This is a genomic window from Anaerolineales bacterium, from assembly GCA_003105035.1.
GTDB lineage: Bacteria > Chloroflexota > Anaerolineae > Anaerolineales > UBA4823 > FEB-25.
Window position 1 is genome coordinate 200,389 of the sequence record PQAL01000018.1, and the last position, 17,733, is coordinate 218,121.

At 51.4% G+C, this 17,733-nt stretch carries 14 protein-coding genes; 5 read left to right on the top strand and 9 right to left on the bottom strand.

The features are described 5' to 3' along the window. Window positions 1-25: 25 nt before the first annotated feature. A complete protein-coding gene (locus C3F13_08485; GenBank protein PWB53928.1) occupies window positions 26-661 on the top strand; it encodes a hypothetical protein in 636 nt (211 codons plus the stop codon). Window positions 662-1,312: 651 nt separating this feature from the next. Here C3F13_08485 and C3F13_08490 read toward each other — a convergent pair. Genes C3F13_08490 through C3F13_08530 form a run of 9 tightly spaced genes read right to left on the bottom strand, consistent with a single transcriptional unit; the run spans window position 1,313 to window position 12,428 of the window. Continuing rightward, complete coding sequence (locus tag C3F13_08490; GenBank protein PWB53929.1) at window positions 1,313-2,683, bottom strand: hypothetical protein; 1,371 nt, start codon at window positions 2,681-2,683, stop codon at window positions 1,313-1,315. Window positions 2,684-2,690: 7 nt separating this feature from the next. Then, window positions 2,691-3,350 carry a hypothetical protein gene (locus tag C3F13_08495; GenBank protein PWB53930.1) on the bottom strand — a complete coding sequence of 220 codons (660 nt, stop codon included), beginning with the start codon at window positions 3,348-3,350 and terminating at the stop codon, window positions 2,691-2,693. Continuing rightward, window positions 3,340-4,599, bottom strand: a complete 1,260-nt coding sequence (locus C3F13_08500) for a cytosine deaminase (GenBank protein ID PWB53931.1) — start codon at window positions 4,597-4,599, stop codon at window positions 3,340-3,342. The genes C3F13_08495 and C3F13_08500 overlap by 11 nt, the downstream gene beginning before the upstream one ends. A gap of 38 nt (window positions 4,600-4,637) precedes the next feature. Continuing rightward, complete coding sequence (locus tag C3F13_08505; protein ID PWB53932.1) at window positions 4,638-6,935, bottom strand: xanthine dehydrogenase; 2,298 nt, start codon at window positions 6,933-6,935, stop codon at window positions 4,638-4,640. Next, window positions 6,932-7,411: a (2Fe-2S)-binding protein gene (locus C3F13_08510; protein PWB53933.1), complete on the bottom strand. Its 480-nt coding sequence runs from the start codon at window positions 7,409-7,411 to the stop codon at window positions 6,932-6,934. Before C3F13_08510 ends, C3F13_08505 begins: the two co-directional genes overlap by 4 nt. Continuing rightward, complete coding sequence (locus tag C3F13_08515) at window positions 7,404-8,327, bottom strand: hypothetical protein (protein ID PWB53934.1); 924 nt, start codon at window positions 8,325-8,327, stop codon at window positions 7,404-7,406. Before C3F13_08515 ends, C3F13_08510 begins: the two co-directional genes overlap by 8 nt. After that, on the bottom strand, window positions 8,296-9,636 hold the full coding sequence (locus C3F13_08520) for an N-ethylammeline chlorohydrolase (GenBank protein PWB53935.1): 1,341 nt from the start codon (window positions 9,634-9,636) through the stop codon (window positions 8,296-8,298). Before C3F13_08520 ends, C3F13_08515 begins: the two co-directional genes overlap by 32 nt. Further along, complete coding sequence (locus C3F13_08525; protein ID PWB53936.1) at window positions 9,617-11,152, bottom strand: hypothetical protein; 1,536 nt, start codon at window positions 11,150-11,152, stop codon at window positions 9,617-9,619. Before C3F13_08525 ends, C3F13_08520 begins: the two co-directional genes overlap by 20 nt. After that, window positions 11,052-12,428, bottom strand: a complete 1,377-nt coding sequence (locus C3F13_08530; protein ID PWB53937.1) for a hypothetical protein — start codon at window positions 12,426-12,428, stop codon at window positions 11,052-11,054. Before C3F13_08530 ends, C3F13_08525 begins: the two co-directional genes overlap by 101 nt. 544 nt (window positions 12,429-12,972) lie before the next feature. Here C3F13_08530 and C3F13_08535 point away from each other — a divergent pair. From C3F13_08535 to C3F13_08550, 4 genes are all read left to right on the top strand, one after another. Next, on the top strand, window positions 12,973-14,064 hold the full coding sequence (locus C3F13_08535; protein ID PWB53938.1) for a BMP family ABC transporter substrate-binding protein: 1,092 nt from the start codon (window positions 12,973-12,975) through the stop codon (window positions 14,062-14,064). 106 nt (window positions 14,065-14,170) lie between these two features. Next, the gene (locus C3F13_08540; GenBank protein PWB53957.1) at window positions 14,171-15,712 is read left to right on the top strand and encodes an ABC transporter ATP-binding protein; all 1,542 of its coding nucleotides are present in this window, start codon (window positions 14,171-14,173) and stop codon (window positions 15,710-15,712) included. After that, complete coding sequence (locus tag C3F13_08545) at window positions 15,709-16,791, top strand: ABC transporter permease (GenBank protein ID PWB53939.1); 1,083 nt, start codon at window positions 15,709-15,711, stop codon at window positions 16,789-16,791. The genes C3F13_08540 and C3F13_08545 overlap by 4 nt, the downstream gene beginning before the upstream one ends. After that, window positions 16,784-17,731 carry an ABC transporter permease gene (locus C3F13_08550; protein PWB53958.1) on the top strand — a complete coding sequence of 316 codons (948 nt, stop codon included), beginning with the start codon at window positions 16,784-16,786 and terminating at the stop codon, window positions 17,729-17,731. Before C3F13_08545 ends, C3F13_08550 begins: the two co-directional genes overlap by 8 nt. Window positions 17,732-17,733 lie beyond the last annotated feature (2 nt).

Genomic DNA, 17,733 nt, shown 5'->3' on the forward strand with positions numbered 1-17,733 from the left:
TTTATGGGAGATACGCAATATAATCATGTGTATGTCCCTCGTCATCTTTGATTTTGATGGTGTGCTTGCCGATACCCTTGCGGATATGCTGCTCTTTGCGCAGGAAGTTTGCGACGAGTTGGGGGTGATACATACAGTGGTTCAAAGAGATTTGAGCGAGCTGGAAGTGATGTCCTTCGCAACCTTTGGCCGGGCATGCGAGATACCTGAAAATTTGGTGGATGAGTTTGTCCGCAAGTGCACGGAGAAGTTTGCCGAGAAGAAGTCGCCGCCCGCGATATTTGACAGGTTGGGGGAGGTGGTGAGAAAACTGGCAGCGAGTCATGTGCTTGCAGTGGTGACAGGGAATTCAGAAAGGAATGTTAGGGTGTTTTTGGAGGAACACGGGCTGGAAGCTTGTGTCCGCGCGGTATATGGGGTGGATATGCCAGGGTCGAAGGTGGAAAAAATTTTGATGGCGAAGAGTCAGTTTGCAGCAGGGGGTGAGGCGGTGTTCATGGTGGGGGATTCTGTGAGCGATGTCAGCCAGGCAAGGGAGGCGGGAGTTAAAAGCATTGCGGTCAGCTGGGGACATCAAAGTGTGGGAAAGCTGGTTGGGGCGCTGCCAGACCACGTTGTCCATGTGCCGGAAGAATTGATCGAAATAACCAAAAGCGTTTAATCCCCGCTGGCGATCTGGGTGGTTTTAAAAATCCTGCATTGAAAGCTAAAAACACATGGTCATTTACCGAATTTCAATTATTGCACCAACCAGGTGCACAATGAAGATCTGTGCTGGCAGGTGATGGTCCATTGTGGCTTTAAATGGGGGCCTGTTTTGCCATGCTCAAAGGGTATCCTGCAGTGTTTTTCTCTTTCAGGAATAACTGGTAAGTGCCATCGCGTTTTTCATTTTGCTCCTGGCTGGCGTGGTCTATTCGTTTTGGCTAGATGATTATGTCTGTAGGATGGCTACAATCTTGCATGTCGTTGCCTGGCTCATGAGCACGGCTCTGGTGGAGGTCTCTGGCGCGATGAGCAACCCGTTGGATGAGTAATGCTCATGGTTCAGGTTGGTCCCTATTCTTACCCGATGTTTAAATCCTTGCATGGACTTTGTAGAATTATTCCGGATCTTGCTCAAAGTATGTTTACGAACAAAGCTTGCGTAAATTAGGTTGTAGTTATAAAAATTATTGAAATTCTAGGTGTTAAGTACGAAAACTTCTTTACTCCAGACTTATCTTAAGGTATCCAGTAATATCTATACGGGGCTGACCCAAAAGTGACTGGAGTCAGCCCCATCCTTATCTGCAGGAATAGGTTGAAATCGTTATAAATTCAAGCCCATCTCACTTAGATTGGTTTTAACCTTATCATACATGCCCTGCCAATGTTTAGTTGGCTGGACGGTGTCTAGGGTATAGACCTGGTCGAATGGCTTTCCAGGGTTACCACCTTCTTGGGTAAAAACGTGCTCGTAATATGGTAAAAGCATGAGCACCCACTGGTTGGCTTCAGCAAGGTCCATCTTCATACGGTGGCCGGTCAGGGCTACTTCAGCCATAAGCCTCGCCTCCAAGCCAGAGCAGTTTGGTAGAGCACCATCGGCTGAGCCACAGCCTTCCAGATGGCAGGCACTGGTGCTGTTGACAATGGCATTCGCGGCGGTCTCGTAAAGCAATTCGCTCGTCCCTGTGCCCGACTTGGGGTAGATGTCAGCAACGATGATGGCAGGTGCATTACGGGCAAAAGCCTGCCCGACCGTACTGATCACCCATAGCACCTCGCGCGTGGAAGTGGCGATATGGCGCACGTGGATGGGGTGCAGGATATGGTAGCCTGCTCTGCAGATGACATTGGCGACCAGGAATGAAGCCACGGTGATAACCGCTGAACCGGGTGGTCCGCCTCCCAACCCACCTACGAGTACACACGCCAGTGAGGCGTTGATCATGCCGTAATCCAATGAATTTACCACTCGTGAGAAGTTGCGGTTATCTATCTTAAGCTCGTTGAGCAAGGGGATCAGGTGTGAATCGCATGGGCGAAGGTAACGGGGCTGCGTGGCAGCCAGGTTGCCAAGCTCAGAGACGCTTGACTGTGCCCCCAGCATGCCCATCCCAGGGCGGCCAATGCGCTCCAGGGCAGTATGCATGATCTGTGACTCGCGGCGAGTGGCAACGATCTCCATCGGGTGGCCAGTGCGAACTGGGTACCCATCCACTTCTGTCAGCGTGCCGCACGTAGCCAGGTCAATTAGGGGCTCCTGCACGTAGGACACCATATTTTGAAGTAAGTATGCCTGTGGGATGGGATTGCCAGGTGGGCCACCGAAGAACATTGGAGCGCGTTCGTCACCTAACTTTCGGGCATAGAGCTTGCGCTCATCTTTTCCTTCTCCCATACTGAGAGTTTGCGGCATGGTGCGGATGCCCTCATCAATCTCTGACTGCGTCAACGGGATAATGCGTTCAGTCGAGCGGCTGAATGCTCCCAGCTCCACAGCCATCTCATAGCCTGCCTGATAGATAGCATCCGTAAGGGTAGAGTCACTGGTAACAACCTGGTTGCGATCCCATTCCAGGCGGTATTTTTTTACCAGGCGACGTGCGGTTAGGGCTACCTTATCCAGGTCCCAGCTTTCTTCGGAAATATATTCACCCTGGTTTGAGCGTTCAAGAATCTCGAGGTAATCAGTCATATTCACCTCACGCAGGTTTCAGCAAGGTACGGACCAGGCTCACGGCCTGGGCTGCGTTTCGGGCAGTGCCATCAGATCCGATATCATGTGCCCATGCATCTGTCACCGAAGCACCACCTACCAGTACCAGATATTTTTTACGCAAAGAGCGGTTCTCGAGCAGGTTGACCAGGTCTTTCATGTAGGGCATGGATGTGGTGAGTAATGCAGATACGGCGATTATCTGCGCACCGATTTCCTCTGCCTTGTCCACGATGGTCTTGAGCGGTACATCCACACCCAGGTCAGTAACAGAGAATCCGGCGGCTGTTAGCATAGATGCAACGATATTTTTGCCGATATCATGGATGTCGGTCTGTATCGTGCCAATGACCACCTTACCAGTTGCCTGACCGGAGAGAGAAAGGTTTCTCCCGGCTAACGATGGGTTGAGGATCTCCATGGCAGCTTTCATGGCTCGCCCGGCAAGCATCAGCTCAGGTAGGAAAAAGTCACCTGATTCGAAGCGCTTGCCGACTTCATCTGCACCAGACATCAAGCCTTCATTAAGAATTTGAAGCGGGTCAAGACCCGCCTCCAGTGCAGCCCGTGTGGCAGCGGTAGCTGTTGCACTTTCGCCATCAATAACAGCCTGGGTAATCTGAGCGATTAGTTCCTTATCTGACATAAGCACCGTCCTCGGTAGTATTTTTATTGATGATTACATCACGACTTGCCACAATACGTCCTTCTCGCACTACCAGCCGCTTAATTGGCTGGATCTGCAATGCCGCTTGGGCAGTCATAGCTTCGAGCAAGACAAAGTTTGCGGGCTTGCCAACCATTATGCCATATTCTTGCAGGTTCAGGGCGTGTGCAGCCCGGCTGCGTGGCATGTCGAAAGCAGTTTGGATTTCCTCCGGGCAGGTGAGATGGGCAACGACCGAAGTGACCATAGCAACTTCCAGCATGTCCATGCGACCGAAGGGGAAGAACAGGTTACTGATGTCGTCTGAGCCGCAGCTCACATTAACACCTGCCTTAAGCAGCTGCTTGACGCGTGTGATACCGCGTCGCACAGGCTGCTGATCGTACCTGCCTTGAAGGTATAAATTAATAAGTGGGTTGGTGATAATGTTTATCCGCGCTTGGGCAACTTTCTCGATCACCTGTGCAGCATAGTCATCCGGGTAAGCGGCTAATGCGCAACAGTGCCCAGCAGTGACCCTGCCTTCATAACCGTGGCAAAGGGTGGCGTCGGCAAGCAACTCTAACGTATGCGAGTTGGGGTCATCGGTCTCGTCTATGTGCATGTCGATATCAGCATCGAACTCCTCTGCTATTTCAAACAGGAGCTCAATGTGGCGGGCCGAATCATCAGGTGATGCTTCTGCGTGTGGCATACCTCCGACCACATCTGCACCAGCTTGCATAGCTGCTCGCATGAGCTGGATGCTCTCGGGGTCAGCAATCAATCCAAGCTGTGGAAAAGCAGCGATCTGCACGTCCACCAGGCCATGGAATTCTTCTTTAGCTTTCAGGATAGGATAAAGAAGCTTGAGTTTAGAGACTGAGTCGATATCGGTATGGCTGCGAATATACCCGGTACCATTCTGCAGAGCCAGACGCAGGGCGCGGCAGGCTTTATCGTAAACATCTTCGACGGATCGGCTCTGTTTCACGCGGGCATTGATCTGGATAGCCTCCTCCAGTGTCCCCGATAAGTTGGGGGGTTCAGAGAGGAATGCACAATCAAGGTGGTGATGAGGATCGATGAAGAGCGGTGAAGCCATCGTACCGCTGACATCGATAACGCGGCAATCATCCGTGGATAAACTTGGACCAATTTGGCTCATAATCCCCGAGCGGACGGCAATATCCATAGCAACTGGTTTGCTTTCGAAGATAACGTTGTGGAATAACAGGTTTTCAGGCATGCTAAGGCTTTGGCAATTTACAAAAATCAAAAGTTATGTTATTCAACATTTGCGGGAGTGTCACCCTTGTTTGACTGGATGGCCCCAAGGACTCGCTCAGCGGTGAGTGGGATTGAATATAGTGGAACACCGATAGCATCAATGACTGCGTTCAGGATTGCTGGCGCAGTCGGAGTCAAGGGGGGTTCGCCGAGCCCTTTGGCACCATACGGCGCAAAAGGCTCAGGTACCTCGACAATTTTCACGGTTAGCTCGGGCACATCTTTTGAAGTGGGGATAAGATACGTGCCCAGGTTGAGGTTGCGAGTGGCACCGTGATCGACAAGCAACTCTTCCATTAGGGCATATCCTAATCCCATGATGACACCACCCTCGATTTGCCCGCGTGCTCCACCGGGGTTGATAATCTTACCCGCATCCTGCACGGCAACCAGTTTCTCGAGGCTGACTTGGCCGGTCTCCATGTCTACCACCACTTGGGCGATCTGGGTACCAAAGGTGAACACCGAGGTCGCATATGGATAGCTGCCAGGAGGTAGCTGCTCGGGGTATTCCATGGCGTAATAGCCATCAGCATGTAACTGGCAATCCTTTTCTATGGCTTTTGCGACCAACTCAGGAATTGTGATCGAGAGTAGTTCACCTTCAGCCAGAAGCTGACCTTGCTTAATCTGTAATATTTCCACAGATAGCCCAGTCAACTCACTGGCAGCTTGGAGAAGGGTTTCACGAATAGGTTGGGCAGCACGCAGCACAGCATTCCCCGAGACAAAGGTCTGGCGGCTGGCTACAGATGGCCCAGCGTCGAAGGTGCGGTCAGTGTCTGGGGTAACCACCTTGACTGCTTCGAGCGTGACACCTATCCCCTCAGCCGCGATCTGAGCCAGGACGGTGTGGACTCCCTGGCCCATGTCTGCAGCACCCGTGTGCAGGATGAGGCTGCCGTCGGGAAGCATATCCAGCGTTACCGCCGCATGATCGGGTACGTTGCGCCCCATACCGATACTGAACCAGATGGATGCCATACCCCACCCGCGGCGCAGGTGGGGAGCAGGTTGCTGAGCTAAACTCCTGCGCTCCTGCCAGCCTGAGAGCCGGGCGGCTTCGTTAAGACAGGTTTTCATACCGCCAGCCTCCCGTAGGGTGACACCGGTGGGAACCTGCATACCGGTCTCCATTCCATTGCGCAAGCGGATCTCAAGCGGGTCAATATTAATGGCGCGCGCCAGGGCATCCATCTGTGCTTCGCAAGCGAAGGCAGCTTGGGGGATACCATAACCGCGCATGGCACCACAGATCGGGTTGTTGGTAAAGACGGTATAAGCTTCCAGTCGGGCATTGGGCACAAAATATGGACCGCTCAATGTAGCTGCCACGAAATTCATCACATCCCGTCCGGCGTTAAGGTAAGGGCCTGTATCGCCGATTGCCATGGCATGGACTGCGGTCAACTTTCCATCCTGGGTAATTCCGCTGCGTATGCGGATGGTCACCGGATGGCGTTTCACATGGGTGAGGATGGAGTCTTCGCGGGAGCGAACCAGGCTAACCGGACGCCCTGAAGCTTGTGCTAAGAGCGCAGCATGGATCTGGACATGCGCTTCATCTTTGCCGCCGAATGCACCGCCGATATGGGGGGTGATTACCCTGACCTTATTCTCAGGCAGCTTGAGCGAACGGGCGATCTGTATGCGGTCACGATGGGGTGCCTGGCAGGAGGAAAACACGACCATCGTGCCGTCACTATCGGGATAAGCCACTGCGCCTTCAGTCTCCAGGAAGGCATGCTCAACCAGGGGTGTGGAAAAAGTATTTTCAAGGATGATATCGGCTTGTCTGAAGCCAGTTTCGATATCCCCATAATTAATAACCAGGTGGTCAGCGATGTTCCCGTGATTGGGCCACACCTGTTGCGCACCCGGCTGCATCGCCTCAACAGCATCAAATATTCCGGGAAGTGGTTCGTATTCCACCTGGATGGACTCCAGGGCCGACTGAGCAGCGTCTTCGTTCTCTGCTGCGATCGCTACCAGGGCATCACCCTGGTAACGCACAACCTCGTTGACTAGCAAGGGCTGGTCAGCAGGCTGGGCGTATAAATAGCTATTCTCGCCGGGGATATCGTGTGCGGTAAGGACGGCGACCACACCAGGCATGGCCCGGGTAGAGTTAACATCCAGCCGGGCAATGCGTGCACAAGGATACTTTGTGTAAAGCAGCTTGCCAACCAACATGCCTGGCAAGCGGATATCCGGGCAGTAGCGCGCCTGCCCGGTGACGATCTCGCGACTGGCATACGCCCTGGTTGGTTTACCGATTACACCGTACTTGGTCATCGGTGGACCTCGTTTATCTCAACAGCAGCATGGACAGCTTTCACAATCGCCTGGTAGCTTCCGCAACGGCACAGGTTACCAGAAATTGCCTCTCGAATCTGGCCTGCAGTGGGATTGGGATTGGTGAGCAGCAAGGCGTAACATGACATCAGCATACCTGGGGTGCAGAAACCACATTGCATGGCCCACTGATCGGCGAACTGCTGCTGTAACGGATGGAGTGTGTCATCTTGCGCCAGTCCTTCAATGGTGATGACTACCGTTCCCTCCGCCTGAGCTGCCAGCACCAGGCAAGCATTGACTGCCAGACCATCCATGACAACGACACAGGCTCCGCAGTCCCCTGCCCCACAACCTTCCTTGGTGCCTGTCAAACCAAGCCTATCTCGCAGCAGTTCTAGCAGTGTGCAGCCAGATTCAACTTTGACCGTAAGCGACTGCCGATTGACAACCAGGTGGAGTTCGATTTCAGGCATGCACCAACTCCGGGGAATAGTCATAAATGGCCAGATTAATTGCCCGTCTGGTCAAGACTTCGACCATTTGGCTCCGGTAATCAGCACTTGAACGCAGGTCCGAGATGGGGTCTGCTGCCTGGCGAGCTGCCTTGGCAGCCTGTTTTATTACCGAACCATCCAAAGGGTTGGAGAGAAGGATTGACTCGGCCTGGTATGCCCGTATAGGAGTAGGTGCAACTGATCCGAGGGCGATACGAGCTAGATTGATCTGCCCAGTCTCTGAAAATGATAGCCGGACAGCCACGCTGGCGACAGCAATAGCCATTGCCCGGCGGTTGCCCAATTTCATGAAAACCGCAGTTGTCTTCGGAGGTGGCTTATGGATCTGAATATGGTGAATAAATTCATCTGCTGACAATACTGACTGGCCTGGACCCAGGTAGAACTGATCAAGTGGTATCTCACGCTCTCCGTCCAGGCGAGAAATCACGATTTGAGCATCATAAGCTAACAAGGGCAAGGCCGAGTCAGCTGCGGGAGAAGCATTCGCCAGGTTACCCGCCAGGGTGCCGCGGTTGCGTACGGGTGGACCACCGACCTGCTGGCAGGCATTAACTAACGCGGGCAAGTCGTTTTTCAGCAGTGCTGATCCCAGCACCTGGGTATGGGTGACGCCCGCTCCAATCTGGATGGCATTATCTACTTCAGTTATCTTGATGAGAGCCAGGCTGCGTGGATCCACCAGAATGTGTGGAGCAAGCCTGCCCAGCCGCATCTGCGGAATAAGATCCGTTCCACCTGCGATCACCTTTGCATCCTTTCCATGCTGTTGGAGCACAGCCAGGAGCTCATCGAGAGTATGGGGAGCCAGGTAATTACAGTGGAACATGGAATGGCCAGCGCTAACTAGCTGCAGCCCTCGCAACGATATCATTCCACGCAGTGGAAGCCTCAGCGAGTATTTCGTCTTCGTCCATAGTCAATAGTTTGCCATTTTCCATGACGAGGTTTCCATCGATGATGCTGGATCGTACACTGCCAGATTGGTAGGCTGAGACAATTCGCTTCACCGGGTCGTCGCGATCATACATTGGAAGTGGAGCTGCATGCAGTCCACCGTTATCCAGAATGATAATGTCGGCTTTTTTACCGGCATCTAAAGATCCGAAGCTGACACCACCCTGATCCAAGGCTTTTGCACCATTGCGAGTTGCCATGCGTAAGACTGTCCTCGCAGGCATGGCTTGAGCACCCAGGCGATATTTATTGATCAGTGATGCCAGGCGCATTTCAATGAACATGTCAAAGTTATTATTGCTGGGGGTGCCATCGGAGCCGAGGGCAACATTGATGCCGCGCGCCAGCATCTCTGGCACCATGGCAATCCCGGAGCCGAGCTTCATGTTGCAGCAGGGGCAGTGCAAGACGTGTGTTCCTGTCTCCTCCAAGACGCGCATCTCGGCATCGTCCAGCCAGATACAGTGCGCCATCTGGACGTTCGGACCAACCACACCGATATGCTCTAAATACTTGAGGTTGCGCCGGCCGCGCTCCCTGAGCATCTGGGGTACCTCATCACGGATCTCACCGGCATGCCCATGGATGCCAGCCCCATGGCGATCGGCTTCCTGCTTGATCTCCTTGAGAAGACCATCGGTATTCCACAGCTGCCAGCGGGGTGCAAACCCGTAACAGATACGTCCATTCGCCTTCCCATGCCAGCGGTGGAGCAGGTCCATGCTCTCCTTGATTGAGGTTTCGGTGGTCTCCTGGAGAGCTGGGGGTAGGTTCTCGGTCAGGTCCATCATGGCTTTGCCTGCCTGGGCGCGAATGCCAGATTCCTCAATTGCCCGGAAGACACTATCCTGGTGGTGCAGGGTGCCCATATCAATCACGCCGGTCGCACCTGATTTAATCATCTCTGCCAATCCCAGACGAGCCGAGGCGTACAGCGTTTCAGGGGTATGGTGCGATTCGAGGGTGGTGATGGTCACCAGCCACTGGATCAGGCTCTGGTCATCTGCCTGTCCACGAAATAGCGACTGGCACAGGTGAATATGCGATTGGACAAAGCCTGGCAACACTAACTTTCCACTGGCGTCGATCACTTTTTCAGTGGGTGCATCGATGTGCGGGCCGATCTGTGAGATCGAATTTCCATCGATGAGAATATCAGCAAATAAACGATGATCCTCATCATCCATTGTGATCAGATAACCGCCTTTAATCAGGATTCGTGCCATTCTTACCTCCAAAGGAGTATTGAAAATCATTGAATATTTGACGGTACATGGGCTGGTTTGCTCGTTTCATGCGTTGATAATCCTGGCTAAACCGGTCACACCACTCTCGGGCACGGGCGATGATCGCGGCTTCATCCAGGAAAGTGAATTTCGAATCGCGGCGTAAAAACACCCCATCGACGAGCACGTCGCAGGCTTCACTGCCTGCTCCATTCAGGGTGAGCATGTCGTAAAGCACCTGCGGGCTCAAGGGGAACAGACTTGAGTTATCATGCAAATCGAGGGTGATGAGGTCAGCTTTTTTACCGGGTTCGAGCGAGCCAACGCTGTCTTCCATGCCCAGCACGTGGGCACCACCCAGGGTAGCAAGCTCGAAGATCCTGGCAGGCTCAACACCACGTAACCTCCTGGGCATAATATTGTGATGCTGTAAGACCGAGTTCATCACGCTGAACATATTGTGGGTAATACAATCCGTACCTAACCCCACCCGCAACTCAGCTTTCAACATGTAGGGCAGGTAAGCGCAGTGACCGAACCAGGCGTTCGTGACTGGGCAATGCACCAGGGCTGTGCCTGTCTCAGCCAGGATATCGATATCTGCTTCGTCTAGCATCGTGCCGTGGAAGATGACCGTTTTCGGTCCAAGAAGACCAATCAGGTTCATATATCGTACAACACCGCCGACCTTGCCGAACATCTCTATATGCCTTGCCATTTCTTCGGGGGACTCTGCCAGGTGGGTGACGAGCTGCACACCATATTTTTGGGCTATTTCCATGCTATGCGTTAACAACATTTCGCTACAGTTAAACATGGCACTGGGATGGACACCAACCTGAATTAAGCCTCCTGCGGTGTTGTGATAATCCCTTATCACGGCTTCGGAGTGAGCCAGGTATTCCATCTCATCGTGTGCATCAGCTAGATGAACATCGGAGACCATCTGGGGGTAGATGACGGTACGGGCTTTTGCATCGACGGATGCGCGATAGATCGCCTCTGGAAAGATCATGGCATCGGAGTGGGTAGTGACTCCATGCTTGATCAAGTGCATTAATCCGAACATGGTCAGGTCGTAGGTACTCTGCTCGGTCAGCCAGTTATAGGCCGGCCAGTACATGCGATCCATGGCATCGAAGATTCCGCTGATTGGTGGATCCAGCCAGCCTGGCACCAACAGGGTGTGGACTTCACCCACATGATTATGAGCGTCCACCAAACCTGGCAGCACGACTTTATTTCGGGCATCCAGGATATCAATGCCTGGCTGTCCAGAGTATTGCCCACTAACTTCCTGGGTCTTCCCAACGGCCACAATCTGTGAACCTTCAATGTAAACAGCCCCATCTTCGATGATTCCATCGATCGAGCCCGGGCGGGTGACCAGGTAGCGGCAGTCATGGATCAGGATTTTACCCAAGAGGTAATCTCCAATCAGAGACTTGTTCTTTGACCTTGTTATACACATCCAGCCAGGCCTGTTTGGGCTGGACGGTTTGCAGGTCATAAACATCGTTAAACGGCAGGCCGACTGGTTTTGATTCTACTTGAGGTAGGTAAGCTGACACTGCCCGTTTCACGATCTCGTCAGCCTGTGAACGGCTGAGACCTGCCGCAGCATGGGCTACCTCGCCGTTAAAGCGTGTTTCGAGCCCGGTGCAGTGATTTTCCACAACCCCCACCGCCGAGCGGACACCCAAAACACGCGAAGCTCCACAGGCAGAAGCCACGGTGGCCATCGCCGTGCATTCATATAGCAGAGATTCGGTCCCTGGCCCACTTACCGGGGACGTCATGAATTCAGTCAGCAGATGGGTATTGCGTGCGAAGGCTGCTGCTGCCACACTCACCGCGCGCAGGATCTGCGGAGCCGTGGAATTGAATGAAAATGGATGGGTGGGGCATGATTCGACGCTATCCGGCATGTAAAGCATGTGCAGGGCGATCCAACCAGCGATAATGAGCACAGCCACGCCTTCTTCCGGCCCAGCCAATCCGCCCAGGATGGGATTATAAAAACCCAGGATAACCCCATTTTGATGGATACTATGTGCGACCTTATTGAGCAGCTCGTGATTGGTTTTCATCTCGCCAATCATGGGGATGACATGCACATCGGTAGGCTTAAATCCACCCCTGCTGATCGATGATAGGTGACCGATGTCGCTGATCGACATCTCCACGCACATGCGCGACAATCCCGGCCTGCCTGCCCTACGGGCAGCCTCATTCCCAAAAGCAGATTCCTGCCAGGAGGCGGCAATCTCGAGCGGAGACTTGGCCCGTAGTTGCCTGCCATAGGTTGTAGATAAGGTCCCAGGGACGATCAGATCCAGGATGGGTTCCCGCCAGTAGGACTGCATGATCGTGATGTATTGATCCTCTGAGAGAGGTGTGCCAATCGGCCCACCGCTCACCTGTGGGGGAGTGGGGTCTTCTACTTTTCGGGAGCGGTATAGGCGGGCATCCTGGCCTTCGCCGATCACAACCTTTGTGGGAGCTGCTTCGATGGTATCCATGATCTCTTGCCGGTTGAATTTTATCAACCGTCCTGTGCTACGGTTGTATACTCCGCACTCAACTAAAAAATCAAGGCCAGCTTCGAAAGTCCGGTCGATCAACGCATCATCCTGTTGAATAATATGACCCTTATCAAATTTGAGGTCATATTCTTGGAGTACACGCTGTACCCCTGCAGCAACCATCTTTAGGTCGAAGTCTTCTTCTTCCACCATCGGGCCACTATATGCTCTATCGATAACATCAAGAAAACGAGTAAGTCTGTCCATACAATTAATCCATTTCGTTTGTTAGGTGGTTATCTACGATACTCGTTGACAAAGTATGCCATTTGGTATATTATTGATGTATGATGGCTGACATCTGACAATTATACTTATTATATCCAATATCATGGCATGAACAAGAGGAAACTAAACACATATTTTATTCTCATCCTTTTCGTACCTGAGAAACAACGTACCGACTATAATGTGGTTCTCAGAGAAGCTTTGTCTGAGGCCTCAATACCTATATAATTAATGATATTGTGAAACCGATAAGCCAGATGGACTTCTCAGATCGCTTTATCAATTATGGTGAAGGGTGATTCCTCCACGATGAACAAATTATGGCTGGTATGATCGAAAGCGTTATTGATTACCCCCGTATGTGTCCGAAACACTTAAATATTATCTACGCGCCTCTCTTCAGCAGGCTCACCATGAGGCACAGATTAGAAGGGAGGGTGTTATCAGGATAATCAAATTATCTTGACGATTCCTATCAACATCAAGTATTTATCTCGAATATATAAGTGAGGAGAAGCCAAAAATGAATAAAAAGTCAGTGTTGCAAACGCTAGTCATCATCGTACTACTTTCAATGGTGATCAGCGCATGTGGTGGCACCGCAACCCAAGCTCCTGCTCCAGTTGAGACCGAGCCAGTTGCTGTTGCAACCGAAGCCCCTGCAGCAGGGCCTACGGAGATGCACATGGCCGCTGTATTGACCGTAGGTCTCGACAATGCCTGGGACCGCACATTTGTTGAATCTTATAAACGGGTCCAGGCTGAGAAACCCCATGGGCTCACCATTTCTGACCTGGACTATACTGAGAACGTATGGGGGGATGAGGCAGAAACCGTCCTCCGAGCGTATGCTGAATCTGGCAAGTATGACATCATCTGGGCTCATAGTACTTATTCAGACCAGGTAAAGAATCTCAAAGATGAGTTCCCCGAGATTGCCTGGGTGGTAGTCGGTTCTGGTAACGAAGGCCTGGGTGGGAATGTTTATTGGGTTTACAAGCGCATCCATGAACCCTCCTACCTGATGGGGATCCTGGCCGGCTGCTCAACCAAGACTAATGTCATCGGCGCCGTCGGGACATATGCCTATGATGATGTCAACGATGAAATCAACGCCTTCTTTGATGGTGCCAAGTCGGTTAACCCGGATGTCAAGCAGAAGGTTTCCTTTATTGAGAGTTGGTATGATCCTGCAAAGGCTCTAGAGGCTGGCAATGCTCAAATCGCGGCAGGTGTGGATCATATGGATATGATTGCCGAATCCTACGAGCCATGTGTCGAGAATAATATCCTTTGTTATGGGATATATCAAGATTACAATTTTGCAGCCCCCGAAAATATACTCACCAGTGCACTTGCATTTTGGGATCCTGATATCAAGTGGGTGATCGATGGTTGGTATAGCCATAAGGCAACCGGTGAGCCATACAACGCACCAGCTGAAAAACACTGGTTCCTGATGAAAGATGGAGCATCCGGACTAGCAGATTTTCATGGTGTAGATGCCAAGATCCCACAGGAGTGTATGGACAAGTTCAACCAGGCCAAGCAAGATTTCATGGATGGAAAGCTTGATGTAGCATTAAATATCGAAGTTCCTGTTTCTACACCTTAGAGAGTCACGTAAAAGAGGTTCAATCATTTAGGTGCCCTCGTCTTTCTTATCCTAAAAGATTTACGAGGGCACTACCATACCGGAGGATTTTTTGGATCAAGACAACATTCCTGCCGCCACTGATGATACGGAAACCTATTTACTCGAAGCGGTTCAGTTAACAAAACGCTTTTCTCTGGTGCTTGCCGATGATAAAGTAGATTTCAATGTCCGCAGAGGGGAAATCCATTGTCTATTAGGCGAAAATGGCGCGGGGAAGACCACCCTGGCAGAATGCTTATATGGATTCTATAAGCCCGATGAAGGTGAGATTCGCTTTAATGGTGAATGCTGTAACCTTAATTCCCCAAATGACGCCATCCATTTAGGGATTGGGATGGTCCACCAGCATTTTGTTCTGGTCGAACCACTAAGCGTCATCGAGAATATTGTTATGGGCACGGATCACAAGGGGATACTGCTTGATTTACCAGCCACTGAAAAAAAGCTAAGATCATTATGTGATCTTTATGACGTGAAAATCGACCTGGATGCCAAGATCTGGCAGCTTTCGGTGGGTGAGCAGCAGTGGGTCGAGATCCTTAAAGCCTTGTATACGGGTGTCAAGCTGTTGATCCTCGACGAACCCACCGCGGTGCTTACTCCTCCCGAAGCGGATCGCTTATTCTCGGTTCTACGCAGGATGAAAAATGAGGGATTATCGATTATTTTCATCACCCACAAACTCAGAGAAGTCATGGAAGTCTCTGATCGGGTCACGGTGCTGCAAAAGGGAAAAAAGATTGCTACAGTAAATACATCAGACGTAACTAGCGAACAATTGGCTTATATGATGGTTGGTCGCAAGGTGGTTTTCCGAGTCAATAAAGATGAGGTGAAGCGAGGAGACCCCATCCTTGAGTTAAAAGACCTGTTTGCTAAGAGCGATATGGGCTTGGAGGCATTGCACGGGATCAACCTGGTCCTGCATCGTAGTGAAATTCTCAGTATTGCAGGGGTGGCAGGCAATGGTCAAAAGGAATTATTTGAGATCCTTGTGGGGGTGCGGAAACCAGTGAGCGGAGAAGTACTTCTACGTGGAAAAAATGTAGCCAGTTTCAACCCGCGTAAGATTGCCAATGAAGGTCTTGCGCATGTACCGGATGACCGGATTGGCTCAGGGCTGATCTCGGATTTCAGCGTAGAAGAGAACCTGATCCTTGGCCTGGAAGAAAATCCACCCTACCGCAAAGGTCCATTTCTGAATAAATCCTACATAAAAAAATTCGCTGATGAAAGCGTCACCCAGTTTGATATCGTGACACCATCTATAAAGCAACGTACTTCCTATCTTTCCGGTGGCAACTTGCAAAAAGTGATCCTGGCACGCGAGCTGCGCCAATCACTTAATGTGTTGCTGGCCAACCAACCCTCGCGTGGGTTGGATGTTGGTGTGATTGAATACGTCCATAATAAACTGCTCGATATGAGACGAAGCGGCATCGGGATCCTACTGATCTCAGAGGACCTGGATGAGATCTTCAACTTATCGGACCGCATCGCGGTGATGTTTAAAGGCAGGATCCTAAAAATATTTGATGCTCATGAAGCTAATCTTGAGAGTATCGGTCTCTTGATGGCTGGCATTGTGGACAAGGAAGCCTCATGAAACCGTTTGCAAAGCTGAGCATTGAAAAAAGAGAGGACGTGAGTCCAATAGGGCGGATTATTGCCATCATCATCGCACTGATTGCAGCGATGCTTATCTCGGCCATCCTGATCCAGCTGGCTAACGCCAGCCCGCTAGAAGCATTCGCCAATTTATTCAAAGGGGCATTTGGCAATAAACGCGCTATCCTGGAAACCCTGGTTAAATCCACTCCGTTAATTCTCACCGGATTAGCCACCGTGATTGCATTCCAGGGCAAGATCTGGAGCATTGGCCAGGAGGGTCAATTCTTCCTTGGTGCTATCGGCGGATACTGGGCTTACCGCATTTTCGAGGGGTTGCCTGCGCTCATCCTTGTACCTATCATCATTGTGGCAGGGATTATCACTGGTGGTGTGGGCGGTATGATTGCTGGCTTGCTCAAAGCTTATTTCAATGTGGATGTGATCATCAGCACGGTGATGGGCAACTATATTATCGATTATTTACTGTCCTTCCTGCTTTCTGGCGTTGGTCCATGGCGCGAGCCTGGTTCCTATTACCAGCAAACAGCACCCATCAGTGGGAATGCCTATTACCCGATCCTATTTGAGAATTCGCGATTGCACATCGGCTTTTTAATTGCCATCCTCTGCAGTATGCTGGTTTACCTTATCCTGAACCATACACCGTTTGGATTTCAGTTGCGGGCATTCGGGTCAAACCCACAGGCAGCGAAATTCAAGGGGATCAATATCAATAAAATAATTATTCTCACCATGTTCATCAGTGGTGCATTGGCAGGACTGGCAGGTGCCGGTGAGCTATTTGGAGTCCAATATCGCTTGAGACCCGACCTCTCTCCTGGATACGGTTACACCGGGATCATCGTGGCAATGGTGGCGGGACTAAACCCAATTGGGGTTATCCCGGCGGCGATCTTGTTCGGTGCAATTATCAACGGATCTGCACAGATGAGGATCGCGACAGGTGTGCCGACAGCTTTGACATCTGCTATCCAGGCGATCGTCTTGTTATCTTTATTAAGCGCGCAGGTATTCACTCGCTTCCGAGTTAGGAGAGCCGAACGTGTTGACTAGCCTTTTACAAACCGCGATCATTATTAATGTGCTAGCTTCAACGGTGAGAATCGCCACTCCATTGTTGTTGGGTGCCCTGGGGGAGCTGGTCACAGAACGGTCAGGCGTGATGAACCTGGGCATCGAAGGCACCATGTTGATGAGCTCGTTCACAGCTTTCCTGGTGGCTTATCATACTAACTCGATCCCATTGGCTCTTGCTGCGGCGATGTTGACCGGGGCATTGATGAGTCTGATCATGGCTTTTATGGCTTCCACCCTGAAAGTTGATCAAACCGTGACCGGCCTATCGCTCAACCTGCTGGCTTCAGGGATTTCGCTTTTCTGGTACCGGGTGGCCTTTAAAGGCACCAGTACAGAATCCATTCCAACGATCCAAACCATGGGAACGGTCAAGATTCCCATCCTGGGAGATATTCCTTACCTGGGTCAAATCTTCTTTAATCAGGGCTTGCTCACATACCTTGCATTTATCATGGTGCCGGTGATTGCATTTTTCCTCTACCGGACTTATACCGGCCTGGCGATCCGCAGTCTGGGAGAGAACCCGCGTGCTGTGGACATGAAAGGGATAAACGTGACCAGGTTACAATACCTGGCGGTATTATTTGGTGGAGTGATGTCGGGTTTGGCTGGTGCGTTTATTACTGTAGGGACACTGGTGCGTTTCTTACCGGAAATTACTGCTGGCCGAGGCTGGCTGGCACTGGTGATCGTAATCGCAGGCAATTGGAAGGCAGGCAGGATCTTACTGGCAGCCCTATTATTTGCCTTTATGGATGCATTCCAGCTTCAATTGCAGGGGATTGGGATTCAGCTGCCTTATCAAATTCTGCTGGCAGCTCCCTACGTATTAGCAATCGTGGTTCTGATGGCTAACCGGGCCAGGTCGCTGGCACCCAAGCACCTGGGATATCCCTATATTCGCGAGGAAGGTTAATC